Raw genomic sequence first — 18,467 nt, 5'->3', positions numbered from 1 at the left:
ATTTTTTGATTTAATTATATTTGTAGTGCTATTTCTCTTATTTTTATAGGAGAAATAGTATGTTTATAAAGTTGTTGAACCTATTAATATGTATATTACGAACTATTGATAAAAAAGTTAATCAATTAGTGTGTAGTCCGAGTTTGAAATCGTTTTGTAAAAATAAGGGTTTTTAAAAATTATTAATCCTTGTTTTGTGAAGCTAATGTCTATCTTCTTGTTTGAATCTATTAATATCAAGCATTTATTTGTTCCGCATGTCATAAATTTAACATTTAAAAATTTCGGATTGGTTAATTTTTTTGATTTAAATAAATAATCAATACTATCATCTTTTATTGAAATACTATTAGTATCTGAGTAAATGAATTGATTTATAGCATCTGAAGTTCCTTTCTTTTCAATACCTGCCAAATAAAATACAGTTACTAAAATTAATAAATAAAAAACAACCAGATAAGCATAATAATAAATAATTTCTTTAAAGCCTTTGTCTATGTTTTGTGTATCAATAGAGTCGTTCCAGTTAATTTCATTTTTAGAAGTATTATGGGTTTTTTTAAACAATAGTTTTAATGGATATGAAATTAATGCAAAAAACAAACCTAATAATAAGATGATAGTTATAACTACTATTTCAATATAATGACAAGGAACTGGGAATTTTTGATAAAGAAAATTTGAAAAAATGGATATGATGTAATAAATTTTTCTTAAAATAAATAAAAAAGGTTTTATTGTTGTATAAAATAGTATATTAAACATTAATACAAATAAAAAAGTAGCAATATAAAGCCCACCTTTTATAAAAGACTTACTAATATTTTTGTTTGTCAATGTATTTGCTAAAGATATTAAAAGTAAAAGGAAAAAGCTAAACATTAATCCCTTTACACCTTGCAATCCACCAATGATTAAGTAGTTTTGAAAATCATAGCCCAATGAATGATGGGAATAGCCAAAATATCCAACATAATTTTTAATATAAAAAAAACCACATGCATATAAAAATATAGATAAGGCTGTAAAAAGTAGAGCTAAATCTACGCTAAAATTTGTTTTCAATGTAATTTCTCTTTTTTGTTTAATATTCTATCTGATTTGTAATTTACTCTTTAAAAGTCTCATTTAGAGCCTGTTGCACAGCATCTACACGTGACTTACAGGCTTTATATGCAGACATGGATTCTTCCACAATCTTCATTAAATTATCAATATCAGGTTCTTCTTGAGATTCTAATAATTCTACATTTTTCTTTAGAACGTCATAACCTTCTTTAAATGTTAAATCTTGTTTAGCCATTGCTTAATACCTGTGTCACATTTGCGTTAATCGTACCATCCAATAACTCTACTTGGATGTGATCAGTTGAAATTTGTTGAATAGAACGAATGGCTTTACCATCACTACGGACAATAGCATAACCTTTGGCCATCACATGACGTGGATTTTGCAAAAGCGTTTCACGCATGAGTGATTCAACTTGATTGGATGCCAATTTAATCAGTTGCTGTGCCAAATACTGAACAGTACCTTTCATCAAATCTAAGCTTTTATTTGCCTCATTGATCTGCCCTTGAGAAAGCGTTTTAATGACTTTGATGTACTGATCATTCTGGCTTTGATAAGCAGTAATTTGATGCTGAGATAACAGTTTAATCTTATGTAGAGAATCTAGCACGTCTTGGGTGCGCTCTACGATTAGATTTCGAATACCTCCAATCACTTTACTTGGTGTATCAAAAGAACGGTTTGCCACTTCATCTAAAATGGTTCTATCTTTTTCATGGCCTATACCTACCCAGATCGGAACAGAGCGTTTGCAAAGTAGTGCAGCGAGATTGTAGTCATTGAGATAGGCCAGATCATTGACTGCACCTCCACCACGAATAATCACAATAAGATCTGGTGGTGTATTGAGGTCTTTCGCCCATTGTCGTAATGCATTTGCTAAAGCTTCAGAAATACTTGTCGCTGCAGTGTTCCCCTGAAACGTTGCTGAATGATAGACAAAATGACAAACCCCAGCTTGATCGAGAGCATCAGCATCTTTCTTAAAGTCACCCAAGCCAGCAGCATTTTCAGGAGCAATGACGAGCACATTTTGAATATCAAATGGGGCAGGCAGTAATTTATTTTTATTGAGTAGACCTTCGCTAGTCAGTCTTTCTAAAATTTGTTGATAACGCCGTGCGATATCACCTAGGGTATAACTTGAATCTATTGCTTCAATATTGACTGAAAAACCGTATTGGGGACTAAATACAGCTTTCACTTTAATCAGTACATTGAGATCACGAGAGAGTTCAACACCACTTTCTCGTTCAAACTTTAATACCATTTTGGCAGCAGAGAATTTCCAGATTGTTGCCTTACAACTGGCAATGACTTTATCTGAATCTTCTTCCTTTTCTGCAAGTTCTAAGTAGTAGTGGCCGCCCTTGATGCTTAGATTTCTAATCTCAGCTTTTACCCATATTGCTTCATCAAAAGTTACACGTATAACTTCTTGAACAGTTGCAAGGTATTCGCTTAAGGAAAGCTGTAAGTCAGACATACAAAGGTAATTACGGTAAATTTATCTAAAATAGTATATAACATGGTGACTCAAGACGGTGAAGATATATTGATCTTATACATCGGATATGGCATATTTTTATGATGTAGACGGGCGTTATCAACATCTACTTAAACCAAAGTATTTTTTAGTCTTTAAAGTAAAAACACAAGTGAAATCATTAATATTTATTAGCTTTTTTTTCTTGGTATCTTGTACCAGTTATGATTTAGAAAGTAATCATGCGCATTGTATGGGATATGGAGCAGATGTCAGTAACATTACATCAACAATGAGTGATTATGATCGCTTTAGATATCAGAGTCAGAATGGGATGAGTATGCTTAACAGCAATACACTCTCACCGAAGATGCGAACCGATTGTTATAAAATTGACCCGAAACAAACCAAATAGCTGAAAGGCTCATCAATGGATGGGCTTTAATTTTATATAAGCTAAACTTCTTTTATAGAGCATTCAAAAAATTATAAATTATGAAAAAAATCCTTTTTTTATTTCTTTTATGGATATCACAGCTTTGTTATGCAGATCCAATAATGCCAATTTTTGATAAAAAATTAAATATAGAGAAATTCAAAGAATATTTTGATCGTGATCATGCTCGGTATCCTGAAAATGATAAATTAATCGCAGAACGAGAAACAGATTTAGATCAACCTAAATATAAAGTGATTGTTACTAGAATAATATTTGGTAGGGAATATGAGCTTCAAAATTATATCAAAATGATTGGTTATCACGACTGCGAAGTTAGAAAAATTTTCTTGTATACAGGATATTATGATTACAATGCAGATCTTATTGAAACTTATAGAACTGTAACTAAATTTCCACAGGGCAGTAAGTTGATTGAAGATACTTGTTTAGATAAGTAAACTTTAAAATTTCATTTAAAGATAAATTCTCATACATCATAATCAACTGATATATTATTTTAATAACCCACTTCCCCAAAAAGTGGCTATTTTCTAAAAGTATTTTTTGAAAAAAAGTTTATCTAGAGTGAAAGAATCTGGCTTGTTTGTAAAAATAAAAAGTAAAATGAAAATATAAAGCAAATCATGAATATAGAAAAACCAGCTTATCCAAGTGATCAAATTAAGGCCTGGTGGAATTGTATAAATACCAACGGTTACGAGTGCAACAAAGCAAATAAAGATCAATATAAGGCTGGTTAACTGAGTAAATAATCCTATGGTTAGCAATAGCCCGAATACAAATTCAAATAAAGAAACAATGATAGCTGTCACTTCTGGAAAAGGTATACCTGCCGAAACAATCGTTTCCAACATGATTTGTTGATTTTTCTCTACAAATAATTTGTTATAACCCGTTGTAAAGAAAAATAAACCGATCGAAATTCTGGCTAATATTAAGGCGAAGTGACTAAATTTTGGCGAATTAAATGGATTTTTAAAGAGAAAACTAAGCATGTTTCTATGATTCTGAAAATTAGAAAATATCTTAATAATCTGAGCAGACTTTTTAAATGTAAGCATTGTTGGTGAGTGTATATAATTTGTCATTTATACAGATTTAAAATTTTGCTAAGGCTGTTCGAAATGTTACGTAAGTTTCATAAAATACACATCAAGAAGTCTATACTTTGATATGGTGTATTTTTAAGCAAAACTGAGCGAAGTATGAAAATCTTTTCAATTTTAAGTTTAGCTATGTTGATCGGCTTAACAGCGTGTCAAAAAAGAGATACAGATACACAAAAGCAAGATCAAACAACAACGCCACATTCAGTCGATAAGGACAATTAACCCAACGCCCACTGATACAGTGGGCTGATTGATATGAGTGTGAAGGCTATTGATATAGCATGAGATTCCTAGATTTTTTTCAAAACAATGCTGTATAATTTTTAGACTTAAGAAAGCTATAGAGCAATTATGAATCTAAAATACTTTATAAAAAATTTATTAGCCTCATTTATTGGGCTATGTGCGTTGGCTGGAATAGTTAAAGTTATCTTTCTATACAGCAGTGATTTATATGAGCAAGCGCTAACTGTTCTTGTAGTAATGATCATGATTCTTGGATTGATGATCGTTGGTTATCTTAATGCTGTTACTGCAATAGGCAGTAAAATCAAACAACCCTTTTATTTACATTTAATTTTAGTGGCTTTTCTTTTTGTAACCGATTTAGCTTTTGGTAGTTCAAGCATTACTGAAGTTATTTTGAGAAATTTGGGATATTTTGCTGTATTACAATTAGGGGTTTACCTTTATATGAAACGAAGTGATCCGAAATTATTACTGAATTAATATTTTAATAAAATAATGAATAAACTAGCCTCTTAATGGAGGTTTTACGCTATAGAAAAGTGGGATAATTATTAATTTTAAAGCAAAGTTTTATTTGGATTTTTTATTTCCAATTCAAGTAATTTTTAGGCTTCCTCTATAACAAATCATACTGTAGGCGTAAGCTAAGATAGCCGAGTAATTTTCTTTAATGAAATAAAGCCGTCTCGTCCTAATCTGCAATGACTGTACTCATCTAGGCTTAATACATCCTATTCATTGATCAAAGAATAAAACTAAATATTTAAATTAAAACAAAATTCAAGCTTAAAATGTATAAGGTTCTAAGTGATTGTTATAATTTGTGTAGGCAACAAGTAGTTATTCGCAATAAGTGGTTGGATTGCTCTAAAGCGCTATGTTAGAACTTAACTTCCATATTTATTCGAGATTAAACATGAAAAAATTATTATTAATTTCATCTTTTTTAGCTGTTGTTTTTGTTGCTGGGTGTAGTGCAAAAGACAAAGATAAAGCGACATCTCCTGATAATGAGGTAAGTAGTAGCGCCGTGGCTGTTGATACAAATGAGTCGGCTGAAAAAACGGTGAAGTATGAAACCGTTGATAAGAAACAATTTACACTTAAGACCAGTGATAATTTTGTTACAGCGACATTAACGGATAGCGATGGAAATAACTATTCATTGAAAGAAGTACCTGCTGGAAGCGGTATGCGTTTAGAAGGTGACAATGGTGTTTCAATTCATTCTAAAGGCGATGAAGGAACCATTGAACTTGCTAAAGATAAATCTTTTACAGTGAAAGAAGTTAAATAGAATTGTGACGTAAATAGCCCCACCATTTGGTGGGGTTTTTTATTCGTAGTTCATCAATCAAAAAATGATCGTATTGAGTGAATCATATTGATGTTAAAAGTTATTGCCCCCTTTGGGAGAAGGCTAGGATGAGGGGGAGTTTATGCTGGCTTATCGCCCTAAAAGGACTTATGAAAGAAGCCGAATAGTTTGAGAGAAAACTGTACACATTAAAATTAAGTACTTTAAAACCCATTCAAAAATAAGATATTTACGGGCATTTCATTATTTATGCACTTGAATAGACCGACTAATTGTAAACAATTGGCGCAATATCTATTGAAATGAACAGATTAAAGTAATTTTACCGTGGCATGAAATTTGCTGAAAACACCTTTGTAATATTTTTATTTTTCAATTATTAAAGGTATTTTTATGTTTAAGCATACGGTTCTTTCACTGTTTATTTTCAGTGCTATCAGTATTTCAGTCGTTCATGCTGAAAGTTTTAATGTTCTTAAGCAATTATCCAATAAGCCTGTTCAATTAAAAGACGGTGAATACAAAGGCAATTATTATGTACCCTCGACTTTAAATACGATTACTTGGGGTTACTTACCGAATAAAGATGCCAAGCCTGTGATTTCTGTTCCGTCGGGGAGTGTGGTGACTTTTGATACAGTTTCACATGAAGGTTTACTTGAAGATCAAGGGCGAGATGCAGAAAAATTCTTTAAATCAAAAGGGGTGAAAGATGAATACATTTTAGATGAAGCAAAAAATATTACAAAATCTTCTCTAAAACATGATTTTCATAAAGATGGACCTCATATTGTGACTGGCCCAATTGAGATTCAAGGTGCACAAGCTGGTGATATTTTAAAAGTAGAAGTCATTAAAGTAGAGCCTCGTGTTCCCTATGGCGTCATTTCAAATCGTCATGGTAAAGGTGCTTTAGTGGGGGAGTTTCCTAAAAGACCGAAACAAGAAAATGCTTCGGCTGAACATCCTGAGCGATATGGGAATGTTTCGGTCTTTACCCCAATAGAAAAAAATGGGAAAGGTGAATATGAAGGGGTACTAAAAACACAATCAGGTAAATCAATTCGTTTCCCGCTAAGCCCGTTTATGGGCATTATGGGGGTCGCACCGAATACATCACAGCCAGTTCATTCAGTACCACCAGCGATGTATGGCGGTAATATTGATATTAATGAGTTAGGTGCTGGATCAACTGCATATTACCCAGTACAAGTGCCGGGTGCATTGTTCTATACAGGTGATAGTCATTTTGCCCAAGGTGATGGCGAAGTTGCTCTAACTGCATTAGAAGCTTCAGCAAGAGCAACACTCAAATTCACTTTATTAAAAACAGGCAAAGATAAAATCCCGGGTAAAGCAATCGTACAGCCATTAGCAGAAAATGCTGAATTTTGGATTACACCAGGATTAGATGAAGATTTAGATGAAGCAATGAAAAAATCTACACGTGAAGCGATTCGTTTTTTAAATCAAGAATATGGTATTGATGAAGCGATTGCTTATGCTTATCTAAGCGCTGCTACTGATTTTGAAGTATCGCAAGTGGTCGATAAGACCAAGGGGATCCATGCCAAAATACGTAAAGCTGACTTTAAAGAGTTTGTTGAAGACGCTAAGTAAAACTAGAGCTGCTTAGGGTCTGTTGACATTTCATAAATGGCTTGCGTTGTAGGTTAAAATTGAGCAGGCAAGGCATGAAACGAAGAGAATAGCGAGACTATTTTCGAGTTTCATAAATGGCTTGCGTTGTAGGTTAAAATTGAGCAGGCAAGGCATGAAACGAAGAGAATAGCGAGACTATTTTCGAGTTTCATAACGAAGGCTGAGATAATTTTAACCACAACCCTTCGGGACTAGCGTGTTTTTTGCCGCTACGTCGTTACGAACTACTTATTTAGAATGACTAAATTTCGTATTTCGCGCCTAGTATCGCCTAAAAAACACACGTAGTCGCAAACGTAGACGAATTGTCAACAGACCCTAATTAAATATCCTTGAAAGTAAGGTTGTGTAATCTGCTTTCAAGGATTCATCATTATCTTTGAAATAATAAAAAACTATAATTTATTCGTCTTTATCAGTGTGGATTGTTTTCCTGCAATTTATCTATTTATGCTTTCAAACGATACTGAACCGTTTGTTATCGTGGCTTTCGATATCCGACATCAATGCTAAAACTCTTAAAACATGAAGAATCATGTTTATTTAAGACTTGGTTATGGCAATTTAGCAGAGTGAGCTTTAGACACGAATCATACTTTTACTATTTATATCCTCCATCCAGTCATTTAAATCCAAATCGTTGGTAAATGAATGTTCACCATCAATCTTAAAGACTAACAGAGAGTCATGAATGCTAATAATACTCGCTAAATGTTGGCGAATGATGTTGGCTTCATAGCTTGTGTTGATCAGCCAAGTGGAGGGGTTCACCCGAATTGAAGCATCATAGTCACAGATGAGCTTATGGACTTCATCTAAATGATGTACTTGTGAGGAATTTAAAATAATCAAATAATTCATATTAACAACCTCCATAAAAGAGATTTAGACAAAATAACTTTTATTATGAAATGTGATAAGTATCACGATTTAGCCAATCTAACATCAAAGTATTTTGATCAATTGAAAAAATGTCGGACAATCTAAAGCTGAATTTTGATGATGTGTTAGATTTTTTTATTGTATTGTTCAAGAAAATTTTTAGAGGATATTCCTTTTGTTACATAATAAACAACCAAAAATTTTAAATATTGGCTAAATTGAAGTATGATTAAGTTTAAAATATTTAAACAATAAGCTCATCAAAAGATGGGCTTTTTTGTATTACTCTCTCTGTGTTATAAAGTTTGAGGCTTAAAATGCTGGTTAAAATAGAAGATGGTTTTTACCTAAATTCACTGCATATTATCGCGATACATGTATCTAAGAATATGATTACGCAAAATTTTTCTATAAGTATAGAATATACACCGCACAATCAAAATGCCAATGGCCTATATCTTAAAAAGTGCCAGACCAAAGCTGAAGCGGATTTATTTTTGCAAAGTCTACATCAACAAATTGCACAAATATAAATTAAAATTTTTTAGTTATTTTTTGCATTGAAATTAAAAGAAAAGGAATTCATTTTTTAAGCTATATTAGGCCCACAATTGAATGTATCGATAATGTGAAAATCACAATGATTGAACATTTTGAGGTCAAAATGCATAAACTGAAAATTCTTATTTGTACACTTTCGCTATTCACATTATCTGCTTGCCAAAATGTGCAAAAAAATAACAAAATTATTGCCAAGGCATTTGATACTTCAACACATTTTCAACGCTATCTGATGGATAAATATGCACCAGAGAATGTCATTGTTAGCAATAACATTGCATACCAAGAACAGCCAAAACTAAGTTTAGATCTCTATCAAGCAAAAGATATTCAACACGTTGGAAAACGCCCAACAGTGATCTGGATTCATGGCGGTGGTTGGATTTCAGGTGCTAAAGATAATGCAAGAGGATATTTTAAGTTGCTTGCAGCACAAGGTTATAATGTTGTTTCTGTGCAATACCAATTTGCACCGCAAGCAATTTATCCAACGCAGTTGTATCAAATCAATAACGCACTGCGATTTATCCAGCAAAATGCAAAACAATACCATATAGATGCTGATCAATTATTTTTAGCAGGGGATTCGGCTGGGGCCAATTTAGCCAGTCATTATGCAGCGCTTCTCACTAATCCAAATTTCGCCATAGAATCTGGATTTACAGCCTCGATTCAAACTTCACAACTTAAGGGTTTAATTCTACATTGCGGAATTTATGATATGAACGCCTTTATCAATACAGCACCAGATGAAATCAAACTGATTGAATGGGGGGTAAATAATCTTGTCCAAGCTTATACAGGTAATCAAAAAGACAATCCTGAATATTTAAAACGTTTATCACCTATACAACATCTTACCAAAAACTATCCACCTGTTTTTATCAGTGGGGGTAATAAAGATTTTCTGACAAATACACAGTCCATTCCTTTTGTAAAAGCGTTGCAAGAAAAGCAAATCCCTATTCAAGCTGTTTTCTACCCTGAATCAAAAGAATGGTTGGTCCATGAATATCAATTTTTCTTGGGCAAAAAGGCGAGTCAGCAAACATTTGATCAAACTATTTTGTTTTTGAAGAAAAATGTTGATTCAAAATAAACTCAAAAAATAATGATTTAAACTGAATTGTCATAAAAGCATGTTATAAAAAATAAAATTGTAGTGAGAAATGAAAGATGGAAATCAGTGTAAAGCAAATCAACAAGCGTATAGATGAATTTCAAGAATCAAGTAAGAAAGCATCAACTTTAGAAATTGGCTATAAAACTTATGCTAAGTTAATGAATGAAGATAAATTTGCAGACGCACTCAAGAAAGATCCAAACAACACAATGGTTCGTTACTACAAAGATATAAAAATTAAATTGGTCACAGAAAAACACCATTTTGAGGTGAAATAAGCATTTTAATAAATAGAATAACAATTTTTAAAATTTACAACTCAAGGAATGAGTGTAAATTTTTTTATCATATTGCATGAGAAAAAGTAATATATCTTTTAAACACTTACTTGATCCTATAGTGATCACTTTTGCCTGTTAAAATCAAAATTTAGTACATATAAAACATTGATATGTGCTCTTATTGTTAAACACAACTTGTAACAAATCCCGATAAATCCTTTGTTTTTTTTTCACATTTTTTGGATGGTGTATCTAAATGTTTCATTTTTTTGATTTTTTTATCATGTGTTTAAAACATTAAAAACATATTTTATTAAGATAATCTAATGAGTGTTAATGCTTTCTAATCAATGGAGTGGTGGTCTGATTATTGTGATACTGGTATCAAAATCTACAGAATAACTGAATAAAAACAACTATATGAGAATGTTTATCATTTATAATGAATCTTTTTAATATCTATTCATGCTGTAAAAGTAGACGTTTAGACTCAATTTTTAAGTGTTTTTTAATTTAATCAGGCTTAATGATCTTACAAATTGTGACAAAATATATTAGAATAAATGCTGGTTTATTTTGTGACGAAAAATAATGGAAATTTTAAACTTTATAAAGAGTTTCAACACGGTAAACACGTATTTAATTTTGGCGATAATTGCCTTGTTGTTTATAATTTCATTTTTCTACTTTATTCACCCAACCTGATTAAGTAGAAAATTGAAGAAAAGAGGCGAGTATCATATTGATAACTCGTCTTTTTTTATAAAAATAGTTTTTATCAAAGTGATGTTGCTTTTTATTCATCAAATTTAATGCGTGAGATTTCGTATAGTTATAGATTGTATTAAAAATTGAATTTATATAACATACCAACCAAATGGTATCTTTTGATGAATTTATGAATTCTATTGTTTTTGCCTATAGTTTGTTGGCGGTCGCTATCATCGCTGAAGTAACAGGTTCAACATTCTTAGTGAAATCGCAAGGCTTCACAAAGTTAGTCCCGAGTTTACTGGTGGTATTTTTTTATGTGATTTCTTTCTATTTACTGTCTCAAGTGATTAAAACAATTCCATTGGGTATTGCTTATGCAATTTGGGCTGGTGTTGGTATTATCCTCACTGCTTTGGTAGGTTACTTCATTTTCAAGCAAAGCTTAGATTTTGCTGCAATTGCAGGTATTGGATTAATTATTTCAGGTGTATTGGTGATTAACTTATTTTCAACATCAGCAGGACATTGATAAAAGCACGAAGCAGGTAAGATTTGAGTATGGATATAATTGTAGAAAATGCTTATCAACGTAAAAAAGATCCTGAAGGTGTTAAAAAATTAATTTTAGCTAACACCATGAGTTTAGTTGCTGAACATGGTGTAAATGGCGTATCGATTCAAAGTATTGCAACGCGTTCAGGTGTAACTAAAGGTGGTGTATTTCATCATTTTGCCAATAAACAAGTTTTGATTGAGGCCATGTTGGAAGAGTTGATCCAACAACTGGACCAGCAAGTCAGTCTAGCCATTGAAAAAGATCCAGTTACTTATGGTTGTTTTACTCGCGCATATATTGATGTCACCTTAAGCGCTTCATTTGGAGTCAACACAGTATGGAGTGCTTTAAGCATGACATTGATGACAGATAAATCTTATAGTGAGAAGTGGGATCAATGGCTGACACGGCGATTGTCTCAACATGCTGAAACGGATGATTCTGCCACATTAAAAATATTACGTTATGCAGCGGATGGGGCATGGTTTGTTGAAAGCCTCTCCCCAAAAATGCAAAATGATTATGAGGAAATTAAACAGGAATTGTTGTTAAGAACTTATCCTGAATAGTGATTCATTTGCTCTGCTTTGTAAGCAAAACCAATAGCTACAGACCAAAATAAAAATCCAAAATAAAAAAACCAAGCCAAATGATATTGGCTTGGAATGGAAAACTTTCTTTAAACTAGGTTAAATCATTGCTTTATGATTTATTCACTGCCTAAAGTCATTAAACTTGCATTTCCGCCTGCAGCCGCAGTATTGATACTGATTGCACGTTCAATAAGTAATGGTGCAAGTGGAATAATTGTATTGGCATCCGCTAAATGAGTTATGCCAACAATTGCACCTTCACGTTGCGCAATCAGAGTTTGTAATTCTTTTAGACCAGCACCTTGATGTAAAACAGCATCAAACTCTCCAACAGCCACATCATTGATCATCGAAAATTTTTGTTGCAACGCTTTTGGCATACTTTGAATCATTTTTAAAGCAATCGCATCGTCACTTAAAATACAGACTTGCGCATTGAGAGACAAAATTGCATTAAACTGATTCAGCAAAGCCTGTTCTTGTTCTGCGATTGCCAATATCCGATGACGTGATACAACATGATATTGATTCAATTCACCTGTTGGACCTGGAAGCTCATATAAGGCAAGCGGTGATTGATACTGATGCATAGCCCATTGCGAATGATGCTGTTTTGCCCAAGTGTGAAATTCTGTTTGAATCTCAGATGGTTTTAGATTGAGCTGTTCCGAAATATTTTTTACAGTACCAAAAGGGCGATTGGGTAGGGCTGTATGCTGCATTAATTTATATAAATAAATCGGACCACCAGCTTTAGGCCCTGTTCCTGACAAACCTTCACCACCAAAAGGTTGTACGCCTACAACGGCACCAACAATGTTACGGTTAATATATAAGTTACCCACTTCCGCATGTTCAATGGTGGTTTGAATAGTTTCATCGATACGTGTATGTAAACCCATGGTTAGGCCATATCCTTTTGCATTGATATGTTCTAACAATTGCTTTAATTCACCATATTTATAGGTAATGACATGCAATACAGGTCCAAAAACTTCACGTTTTAAATCATTCAGATTTGGAAGTTCAATCACCGTCGGGACAATAAATGTGCCTGCATTTAGATCAGATGTTGGTGTTTCATAAGCAAGTTGATGTATTGCATAGCCCTTGCTACGCATCATTTCGATATGCTTTTCAATATTTTGCTTCGCTTCACCATCAATCACAGGGCCTATATCTGTTTTAAGCAAAATAGGTTGTCCAATGTTGAGCTGTTGCATGGCACCTTTAAGCATCTTAATCAAGGTTGCTGAATTGTCTTCTTGAACACACAATACACGGAGGGCAGAACAACGTTGACCAGCACTATCAAATGCTGAGTTTACTGCATCGATCACAACTTGTTCCGTCAGCGCAGAAGAATCTACGATCATCGCATTTTGACCACCTGTTTCAGCAATCAACGGAATCGGTTGACCTGTTGGGCTTAGACGTTGTGCCACGGTTTTTTGTAAAATCTTAGCAACTTCAGTGGAACCTGTGAACATAATGCCTTGAATACGTTCATCTTGGCTGAGTTTTGCCCCGACTGTTTCACCACGACCAGGAAGTAATTGTACAACTGATTTTGGAATTCCTGCTTCCCATAAGATTTGAATCGCTTGCGCTGCAATTAATGGTGTTTGTTCAGCAGGTTTAGCAATTACGGTATTTCCTGCAACAAGTGCTGCCGAAATTTGTCCAGTAAAAATTGCAAGCGGAAAGTTCCAAGGGCTGATACATAAAATTGTACCCAGTGGGCTGAGTGTGCCATTTTCCTCAATGCTTTGCATTTGTGCTGCATAGAATCTAAGGAAATCAACGGCTTCACGTACTTCAGCAATGCCATTACTATAAGTTTTACCACTTTCACGGCATAGTAAAACCATCAGTTCCTGAATACGCGATTCCATAATCGCAGCAGCTTTGAGCAATAACTCTGCACGAAAATCTTGAGATGCATTTTTCCAATTTTCAAAAGCTTGATGAGCGTTATCTAAGGCCAAATCGACTTGTGCTGTTTCTGCTTCGATCACATAACCAACTAGATCTGAATGATCAGCTGGATTACGGATTTCTTGCGAATTTATTTCAGCTAAGTCTTGTAAATCAAGCTGATCGACAAGGCTATAACTGTTCCACAGGTGTTTTAAATAGTGTTGAACAGTTTGATTTAAATCTTTTAATTTACTGTCATCAGCTAAGTCTAAACCTTGAGAGTTTTGGCGTATGCCTTGATATAAATCATGAGGAAGCGGAATAGCAGGGTGTTTTAACCCGACTGCGTGCTCTTTTTCTGCAGTATGTAAAATCTCTTGAACTGGGTTTTCAATCAAGTCTTCAATTTTAATATTTTTATCTGCAATACGGTTAACAAATGAGGTATTCGCGCCATTTTCCAATAAACGTCGAACCAGATAGGCCAATAAGGTTTCGTGATTACCGACAGGCGCATAAATACGACATGGAATCCCTAATTTCTGATCTGAAACCTTGCCTACCACTTGTTCATAAAGTGGTTCACCCATGCCATGTAAGCATTGGAATTCATATTGACCAAGATAATATTTTTGTGGATCTGCTAACTCATAAATAGTGGCAAGTGTTTGCGCATTATGTGTTGCAAATTGCGGATACACCTGATCAGGCGCAGCCAATAGTTTTTTTGCACAAGCAATATAAGACAAATCTGTATGCACTTTACGGGTAAAGACTGGGTAGTCAGACATACCGTCAATTTGTGCTTTTTTGATTTCACTGTCCCAGTAAGCACCTTTGACCAGACGAATCATTAAACGCTTTTGACTACGTTTTGCCAGATCAATAATATAATCCACCACATAGAAACAACGCTTTTGATAGGCTTGAATGACAAAGCCTATACCTTTCCAGTTTGCCAGTTGTGGCTCAAAGCATAAACGCTCAAGTAATTCTAAAGACAGCTCTAAACGATCCGCTTCTTCTGCATCAATATTGAGACCAATATCATAGGTCTTAGCTAAAAGTGCTAAATTTAAAATACGAGGATAAAGTTCATGATGCACACGTTCGGTTTGAGAACGTTGATAACGTGGATGTAAAGCCGAAAGTTTAATTGAAATTCCAGGGCCGGTATAAACATCTTTACCTTCAGACGCTTTACCTATGGCATGAATCGCTTGTGTATAGTCTTCGAAATAGCGATCTGCATCGTGTTCAGTCAGTGCTGCTTCACCAAGCATGTCATAAGAATAACGGAAACCTTTGTCTTCAAGAGTTTTGGCATTGTCCAAAGCCTCGTCAATGGTTTCACCAGTAACAAACTGTTCACCCATCATACGCATTGCTGCATCAACTGCTTTACGGATGATGCCTTTACCCGTACGTGCTAAGAGCGAAGTGAGGATCCCCGAAAGGCTGGTTTGTTTAGGTGTTTCCATCAGTTTGCCAGTCAGCATGAGTCCCCATGCAGCAGCATTAACAAACATGAGATTACTTTGGCCTAAATGATCTTTCCAGTTACCTTGATTAATTTTATCGCGAATCAATAAGTCTCGGGTCGCACTATCAGGGATACGTAACAAGGCTTCAGCCAAGCACATCAATGCGATGCCTTCTTGTGAAGACAATGAAAACTCTTGCAGCAGACCTTGTACGATACCTGCTTTGCCTGACGAACTTTTACGGTCACGTAAGCTATGCGCTAAGTTAAATGCTATGTCATAAATTTTCTGATTCATTTCTTCAGAAATTTGACTGTGCTCAAGTAAGTTTTCAACGCATTCCGATTCAGTACGACGCCACGCATGATTGATTTCTTCTTCAAAATCAGTTTTGTCTTTAAATTCGGTAATGTAATCCAAACTTGGAAGTAGGTTTGCATTTAAAACTTGAGGCGAATCCATATTCATTGTCAACGTCCTGTGACTAGCAAATATTTTTGTTGAGCAGATGGGTTTATATAATTTATGATTACAGAATATTTAGTGAATAACTCACTATAATTTGAATAATATTTAGAGAATTATTCTATGGAAAGTGCTTATTTAAGCTTGGATCGTATAGATATTCGGATTTTGGATATTTTGCAAAAAGATGGAAAAATTTCCAATATTAAGTTGGCTGAAAAAGTTAATTTATCCCCAACAGCTGCGCTTGCTCGGGTGCAGAAATTGACAGGTGAAGGATTTATTTTGGGCTATGAAGCAAAACTAAATCCGAAAATGTTAGGCGCTAATTTTGTGGTATTTGTTGAGATTCTTTTAGACAAAACCACACCCAATGCTTTAGATGCTTTTTCAGATGCAATCGTACAATATCCAGAAATTATGGCATGTCATATGATCAGTGGTGGTTTTGATTTTTTGGTGAAGATTCGATGTGCAGATATGGAGGAGTTCCGTCGTATTTCAGGGCAGGTACTCTGGCAATTGCCTGGGGTAAAGGAAACGCGTAGTTATCCCGTGATGGAAGTGATTAAAGACAGCTCACAATTACATTTAAATTTTAAAGCGAAAGTAAAGAAATAGAAAAGGGGGCATGAATGCCCCCAACGCTAATGGTTTATTCAAACATGTGAATTTACATATTTTTCATTTCACGGTTATAAATTTGTTCAGCATTTTCAAAACGATCAATTACTTCTTTTTCAGGCGCTTTGTCCATTAAGCTGACCACAATGATGCTGATGAAAGAAAGCACAAAGCCCGGCACGATTTCATATAAACCCGTATGCGCCATGGTGTTTTTCCAAACAATTACTGTTACAGCACCGACAATGATACCGATCAATGCGCCATTTAAAGTCATACGCTTCCAGAACACAGACAATAAAATAAGCGGACCAAATGCTGCACCAAAACCAGCCCATGCATAAGCCACTAGACCAAGTACCTTACTTTCTGGGTTAAATGCCAAGATGATCGCGAGCACTGAAATGGCTAAAACCATTAAACGACCGACCCAAACCAACTCATTTTGTGAGGCTTTTTTATGAAGAAAAGATTTATATAAATCTTCAGTTAAGGTACTTGAGCATACCAAAAGCTGACAGCTTAAGGTACTCATGACAGCGGCTAAAATAGCGGCTAAAACAACACCAGCAACCCATGGATTAAATAAGATTTTGGTTAATTCCATAAAGACTGTTTCTGGATTTTTTGCCACAATTGCAGCTGACGGAATATCTGGATGTGCTTGGAAATAAGCAATACCAACATAACCGACAGCAACAGCGCCCGCTAAACATAGAATCATCCACGCCATACCAATACGACGAGCATTAGGAATGGTTTTCACTGAATCTGCTGCCATAAAACGGACTAGAATATGCGGTTGTCCAAAATAGCCTAAGCCCCATGCCATTGATGAAATGATGGCAATAAAACTGACCCCTTGGAACATATTTGCTGCATGTGGACGTGCAGTTTCAATCAATTGATTGACATGTTGTAAATCACCGACTGCCAAGAAAGTCATAATCGGTGCCAACAGTAATGCAAAAATCATCAAGCCCGCTTGAAATGTATCCGTCCAACTGATCGCAAGGAACCCACCAATACACACATAACTGATGGTTGCAATCGCACTGACCCAAAGAGCAGTGGTGTAGTTCATAGCAAAAATACTTTCAAATAAACGTGCACCTGCCACCATGCCTGAAGCACAGTAAATACCAAAGAAGATTAAAATGACCAGCGCAGAAATGATACGGATCACTTTCTTTTTATCACCAAAACGGCTGGTGAAATAATCTGGTAATGTTAATGCATTATTTTGTATTTCAGTATGGACACGTAAACGGCCTGCGACCAAGTACCAGTTGAGCCAAGCACCAATAATGAGCCCGATTGCGATCCATGATTCAGATAATCCAGTCAGGTAAATTGCACCTGGGAGTCCCATAAGTAGCCAGCCACTCATATCCGATGCACCCGCTGAAAGTGCAGTGACAAAACTCCCTAAACTTCGACCTCCCAAAATATAATCTGAGAAATCGGTGGTTTTTCTATAGGCATATAAGCCAATACAAACCATTGCAATGATATAAAAGATAAACGTGACAACTGTGGGGTTGAGTGAGTCCATATTTAATTCAGTCCTTGTGGAGTAAATCTCCAAGTTTTATTTTTTATCGCATAAGTTTCACGAGCGAATTCTTTCACACAACTAAAAAATATCGCTGTGATTTTTATAAGGTGATTGTGCAAGATTTATGTATCCGATTGTAACTTTAGATACAAATGCAAAAAATCAGCAATTTATATCCAAAAAAATTCTACTGGGAGTGTTTAGAGACTGTGGGATTATACTTTACGCAAAGTTACATTGTTAACGTTTAATTGATAATTCCATAAAATTGTTTATCGAAATGACATATTTTGCTAGTACAAAAGCAGATAAGAAGGAATATTATTGTAACTGCACAACTATAGTGCATA

19 protein-coding genes are annotated in these 18,467 nt (G+C 34.6%); 12 read left to right on the top strand and 7 right to left on the bottom strand.

Going from position 1 to position 18,467, the window contains the following annotated elements:
• Positions 1-117 precede the first annotated feature (117 nt).
• The 3 genes from ASC84_RS03080 to xseA are packed head-to-tail and all read right to left on the bottom strand — an operon-like array spanning position 118 to position 2,558.
• The gene (locus tag ASC84_RS03080; RefSeq protein WP_004719828.1) at positions 118-1,065 is read right to left on the bottom strand and encodes a hypothetical protein; all 948 of its coding nucleotides are present in this window, start codon (positions 1,063-1,065) and stop codon (positions 118-120) included.
• Between the two features lie 43 nt (positions 1,066-1,108).
• Positions 1,109-1,303 carry an exodeoxyribonuclease VII small subunit gene (gene xseB / locus ASC84_RS03075; protein WP_004719830.1) on the bottom strand — a complete coding sequence of 65 codons (195 nt, stop codon included), beginning with the start codon at positions 1,301-1,303 and terminating at the stop codon, positions 1,109-1,111.
• A complete protein-coding gene (gene xseA / locus ASC84_RS03070; RefSeq protein WP_056511627.1) occupies positions 1,296-2,558 on the bottom strand; it encodes an exodeoxyribonuclease VII large subunit in 1,263 nt (420 codons plus the stop codon). Before xseA ends, xseB begins: the two co-directional genes overlap by 8 nt.
• An 88-nt stretch (positions 2,559-2,646) precedes the next feature.
• On the opposite strand from xseA, the gene ASC84_RS03065 reads away from it, so the two are divergent.
• Both ASC84_RS03065 and ASC84_RS03060 read left to right on the top strand, forming a co-directional pair.
• Complete coding sequence (locus tag ASC84_RS03065; RefSeq protein WP_056511624.1) at positions 2,647-2,973, top strand: hypothetical protein; 327 nt, start codon at positions 2,647-2,649, stop codon at positions 2,971-2,973.
• An 80-nt stretch (positions 2,974-3,053) separates the two neighbouring features.
• Positions 3,054-3,455, top strand: a complete 402-nt coding sequence (locus ASC84_RS03060) for a hypothetical protein (RefSeq protein ID WP_056511622.1) — start codon at positions 3,054-3,056, stop codon at positions 3,453-3,455.
• Between the two features lie 93 nt (positions 3,456-3,548).
• Here ASC84_RS03060 and ASC84_RS03055 read toward each other — a convergent pair whose 3' ends face one another.
• A complete protein-coding gene (locus ASC84_RS03055) occupies positions 3,549-4,013 on the bottom strand; it encodes a DoxX family protein (protein WP_056511912.1) in 465 nt (154 codons plus the stop codon).
• A 210-nt stretch (positions 4,014-4,223) separates the two neighbouring features.
• On the opposite strand from ASC84_RS03055, the gene ASC84_RS23465 reads away from it, so the two are divergent.
• The 4 genes from ASC84_RS23465 to ASC84_RS03040 all read left to right on the top strand — a co-directional run bounded on the left by ASC84_RS23465 (position 4,224) and on the right by ASC84_RS03040 (position 7,314).
• On the top strand, positions 4,224-4,349 hold the full coding sequence (locus ASC84_RS23465) for a hypothetical protein (protein WP_264753245.1): 126 nt from the start codon (positions 4,224-4,226) through the stop codon (positions 4,347-4,349).
• Positions 4,350-4,478: 129 nt separating this feature from the next.
• Positions 4,479-4,856 (top strand): hypothetical protein, encoded by a 378-nt coding sequence (locus tag ASC84_RS03050; RefSeq protein WP_056511618.1) that lies wholly within the window; start codon positions 4,479-4,481, stop codon positions 4,854-4,856.
• Positions 4,857-5,292: 436 nt separating this feature from the next.
• A complete protein-coding gene (locus ASC84_RS03045) occupies positions 5,293-5,673 on the top strand; it encodes an MliC family protein (protein ID WP_056511615.1) in 381 nt (126 codons plus the stop codon).
• A 414-nt stretch (positions 5,674-6,087) separates the two neighbouring features.
• The gene (locus tag ASC84_RS03040) at positions 6,088-7,314 is read left to right on the top strand and encodes an acetamidase/formamidase family protein (protein ID WP_056511610.1); all 1,227 of its coding nucleotides are present in this window, start codon (positions 6,088-6,090) and stop codon (positions 7,312-7,314) included.
• A 621-nt stretch (positions 7,315-7,935) separates the two neighbouring features.
• On the opposite strand, the gene ASC84_RS03035 is transcribed toward ASC84_RS03040, so the two are convergent.
• Positions 7,936-8,217 carry a hypothetical protein gene (locus ASC84_RS03035; RefSeq protein WP_004719854.1) on the bottom strand — a complete coding sequence of 94 codons (282 nt, stop codon included), beginning with the start codon at positions 8,215-8,217 and terminating at the stop codon, positions 7,936-7,938.
• Positions 8,218-8,555: 338 nt separating this feature from the next.
• Between ASC84_RS03035 and ASC84_RS03030 the strand changes: the two genes are divergently transcribed.
• The 5 genes from ASC84_RS03030 to ASC84_RS03010 all read left to right on the top strand — a co-directional run bounded on the left by ASC84_RS03030 (position 8,556) and on the right by ASC84_RS03010 (position 12,042).
• Positions 8,556-8,771, top strand: a complete 216-nt coding sequence (locus tag ASC84_RS03030) for a hypothetical protein (protein WP_056511607.1) — start codon at positions 8,556-8,558, stop codon at positions 8,769-8,771.
• Positions 8,772-8,902: 131 nt separating this feature from the next.
• Positions 8,903-9,898 carry an alpha/beta hydrolase gene (locus ASC84_RS03025; protein ID WP_056511909.1) on the top strand — a complete coding sequence of 332 codons (996 nt, stop codon included), beginning with the start codon at positions 8,903-8,905 and terminating at the stop codon, positions 9,896-9,898.
• 77 nt (positions 9,899-9,975) lie between these two features.
• Positions 9,976-10,200: a hypothetical protein gene (locus ASC84_RS03020; protein WP_004719860.1), complete on the top strand. Its 225-nt coding sequence runs from the start codon at positions 9,976-9,978 to the stop codon at positions 10,198-10,200.
• 901 nt (positions 10,201-11,101) lie between these two features.
• Positions 11,102-11,446: a multidrug efflux SMR transporter gene (locus ASC84_RS03015; protein WP_056511905.1), complete on the top strand. Its 345-nt coding sequence runs from the start codon at positions 11,102-11,104 to the stop codon at positions 11,444-11,446.
• 29 nt (positions 11,447-11,475) lie between these two features.
• Complete coding sequence (locus tag ASC84_RS03010; RefSeq protein WP_056511605.1) at positions 11,476-12,042, top strand: TetR/AcrR family transcriptional regulator; 567 nt, start codon at positions 11,476-11,478, stop codon at positions 12,040-12,042.
• 140 nt (positions 12,043-12,182) lie between these two features.
• Here the strand turns inward: ASC84_RS03010 and putA are convergent, their stop codons facing one another.
• Positions 12,183-15,938 carry a trifunctional transcriptional regulator/proline dehydrogenase/L-glutamate gamma-semialdehyde dehydrogenase gene (gene putA, locus ASC84_RS03005; RefSeq protein WP_056511603.1) on the bottom strand — a complete coding sequence of 1,252 codons (3,756 nt, stop codon included), beginning with the start codon at positions 15,936-15,938 and terminating at the stop codon, positions 12,183-12,185.
• 120 nt (positions 15,939-16,058) lie between these two features.
• Between putA and ASC84_RS03000 the strand changes: the two genes are divergently transcribed.
• Positions 16,059-16,556, top strand: a complete 498-nt coding sequence (locus tag ASC84_RS03000) for an Lrp/AsnC ligand binding domain-containing protein (protein ID WP_004821915.1) — start codon at positions 16,059-16,061, stop codon at positions 16,554-16,556.
• A gap of 52 nt (positions 16,557-16,608) precedes the next feature.
• On the opposite strand, the gene putP is transcribed toward ASC84_RS03000, so the two are convergent.
• Positions 16,609-18,114, bottom strand: a complete 1,506-nt coding sequence (gene putP, locus ASC84_RS02995) for a sodium/proline symporter PutP (protein ID WP_056511600.1) — start codon at positions 18,112-18,114, stop codon at positions 16,609-16,611.
• Positions 18,115-18,467 lie beyond the last annotated feature (353 nt).

Origin of the sequence: Acinetobacter sp. Root1280 (genome assembly GCF_001425285.1) — a bacterium.
GTDB lineage: Bacteria > Pseudomonadota > Gammaproteobacteria > Pseudomonadales > Moraxellaceae > Acinetobacter > Acinetobacter guillouiae.
This window is presented reverse-complemented; position numbering and strand designations above follow the sequence as displayed.

Coding starts and splice junctions, on each gene's coding strand:
- xseB (WP_004719830.1), bottom strand. CDS start 1,303: ATGGCTAAACAAGATTTAACATTTAAAGAAGGTTATGACGTTCTAAAG.
- xseA (WP_056511627.1), bottom strand. CDS start 2,558: ATGTCTGACTTACAGCTTTCCTTAAGCGAATACCTTGCAACTGTTCAA.
- ASC84_RS03065 (WP_056511624.1), top strand. CDS start 2,647: ATGGCATATTTTTATGATGTAGACGGGCGTTATCAACATCTACTTAAA.
- ASC84_RS03060 (WP_056511622.1), top strand. CDS start 3,054: ATGAAAAAAATCCTTTTTTTATTTCTTTTATGGATATCACAGCTTTGT.
- ASC84_RS03055 (WP_056511912.1), bottom strand. CDS start 4,013: ATGCTTAGTTTTCTCTTTAAAAATCCATTTAATTCGCCAAAATTTAGT.
- ASC84_RS23465 (WP_264753245.1), top strand. CDS start 4,224: ATGAAAATCTTTTCAATTTTAAGTTTAGCTATGTTGATCGGCTTAACA.
- ASC84_RS03050 (WP_056511618.1), top strand. CDS start 4,479: ATGAATCTAAAATACTTTATAAAAAATTTATTAGCCTCATTTATTGGG.
- ASC84_RS03045 (WP_056511615.1), top strand. CDS start 5,293: ATGAAAAAATTATTATTAATTTCATCTTTTTTAGCTGTTGTTTTTGTT.
- ASC84_RS03040 (WP_056511610.1), top strand. CDS start 6,088: ATGTTTAAGCATACGGTTCTTTCACTGTTTATTTTCAGTGCTATCAGT.
- ASC84_RS03035 (WP_004719854.1), bottom strand. CDS start 8,217: ATGAATTATTTGATTATTTTAAATTCCTCACAAGTACATCATTTAGAT.
- ASC84_RS03030 (WP_056511607.1), top strand. CDS start 8,556: ATGCTGGTTAAAATAGAAGATGGTTTTTACCTAAATTCACTGCATATT.
- ASC84_RS03025 (WP_056511909.1), top strand. CDS start 8,903: ATGCATAAACTGAAAATTCTTATTTGTACACTTTCGCTATTCACATTA.
- ASC84_RS03020 (WP_004719860.1), top strand. CDS start 9,976: ATGGAAATCAGTGTAAAGCAAATCAACAAGCGTATAGATGAATTTCAA.
- ASC84_RS03015 (WP_056511905.1), top strand. CDS start 11,102: ATGAATTCTATTGTTTTTGCCTATAGTTTGTTGGCGGTCGCTATCATC.
- ASC84_RS03010 (WP_056511605.1), top strand. CDS start 11,476: ATGGATATAATTGTAGAAAATGCTTATCAACGTAAAAAAGATCCTGAA.
- putA (WP_056511603.1), bottom strand. CDS start 15,938: ATGAATATGGATTCGCCTCAAGTTTTAAATGCAAACCTACTTCCAAGT.
- ASC84_RS03000 (WP_004821915.1), top strand. CDS start 16,059: ATGGAAAGTGCTTATTTAAGCTTGGATCGTATAGATATTCGGATTTTG.
- putP (WP_056511600.1), bottom strand. CDS start 18,114: ATGGACTCACTCAACCCCACAGTTGTCACGTTTATCTTTTATATCATT.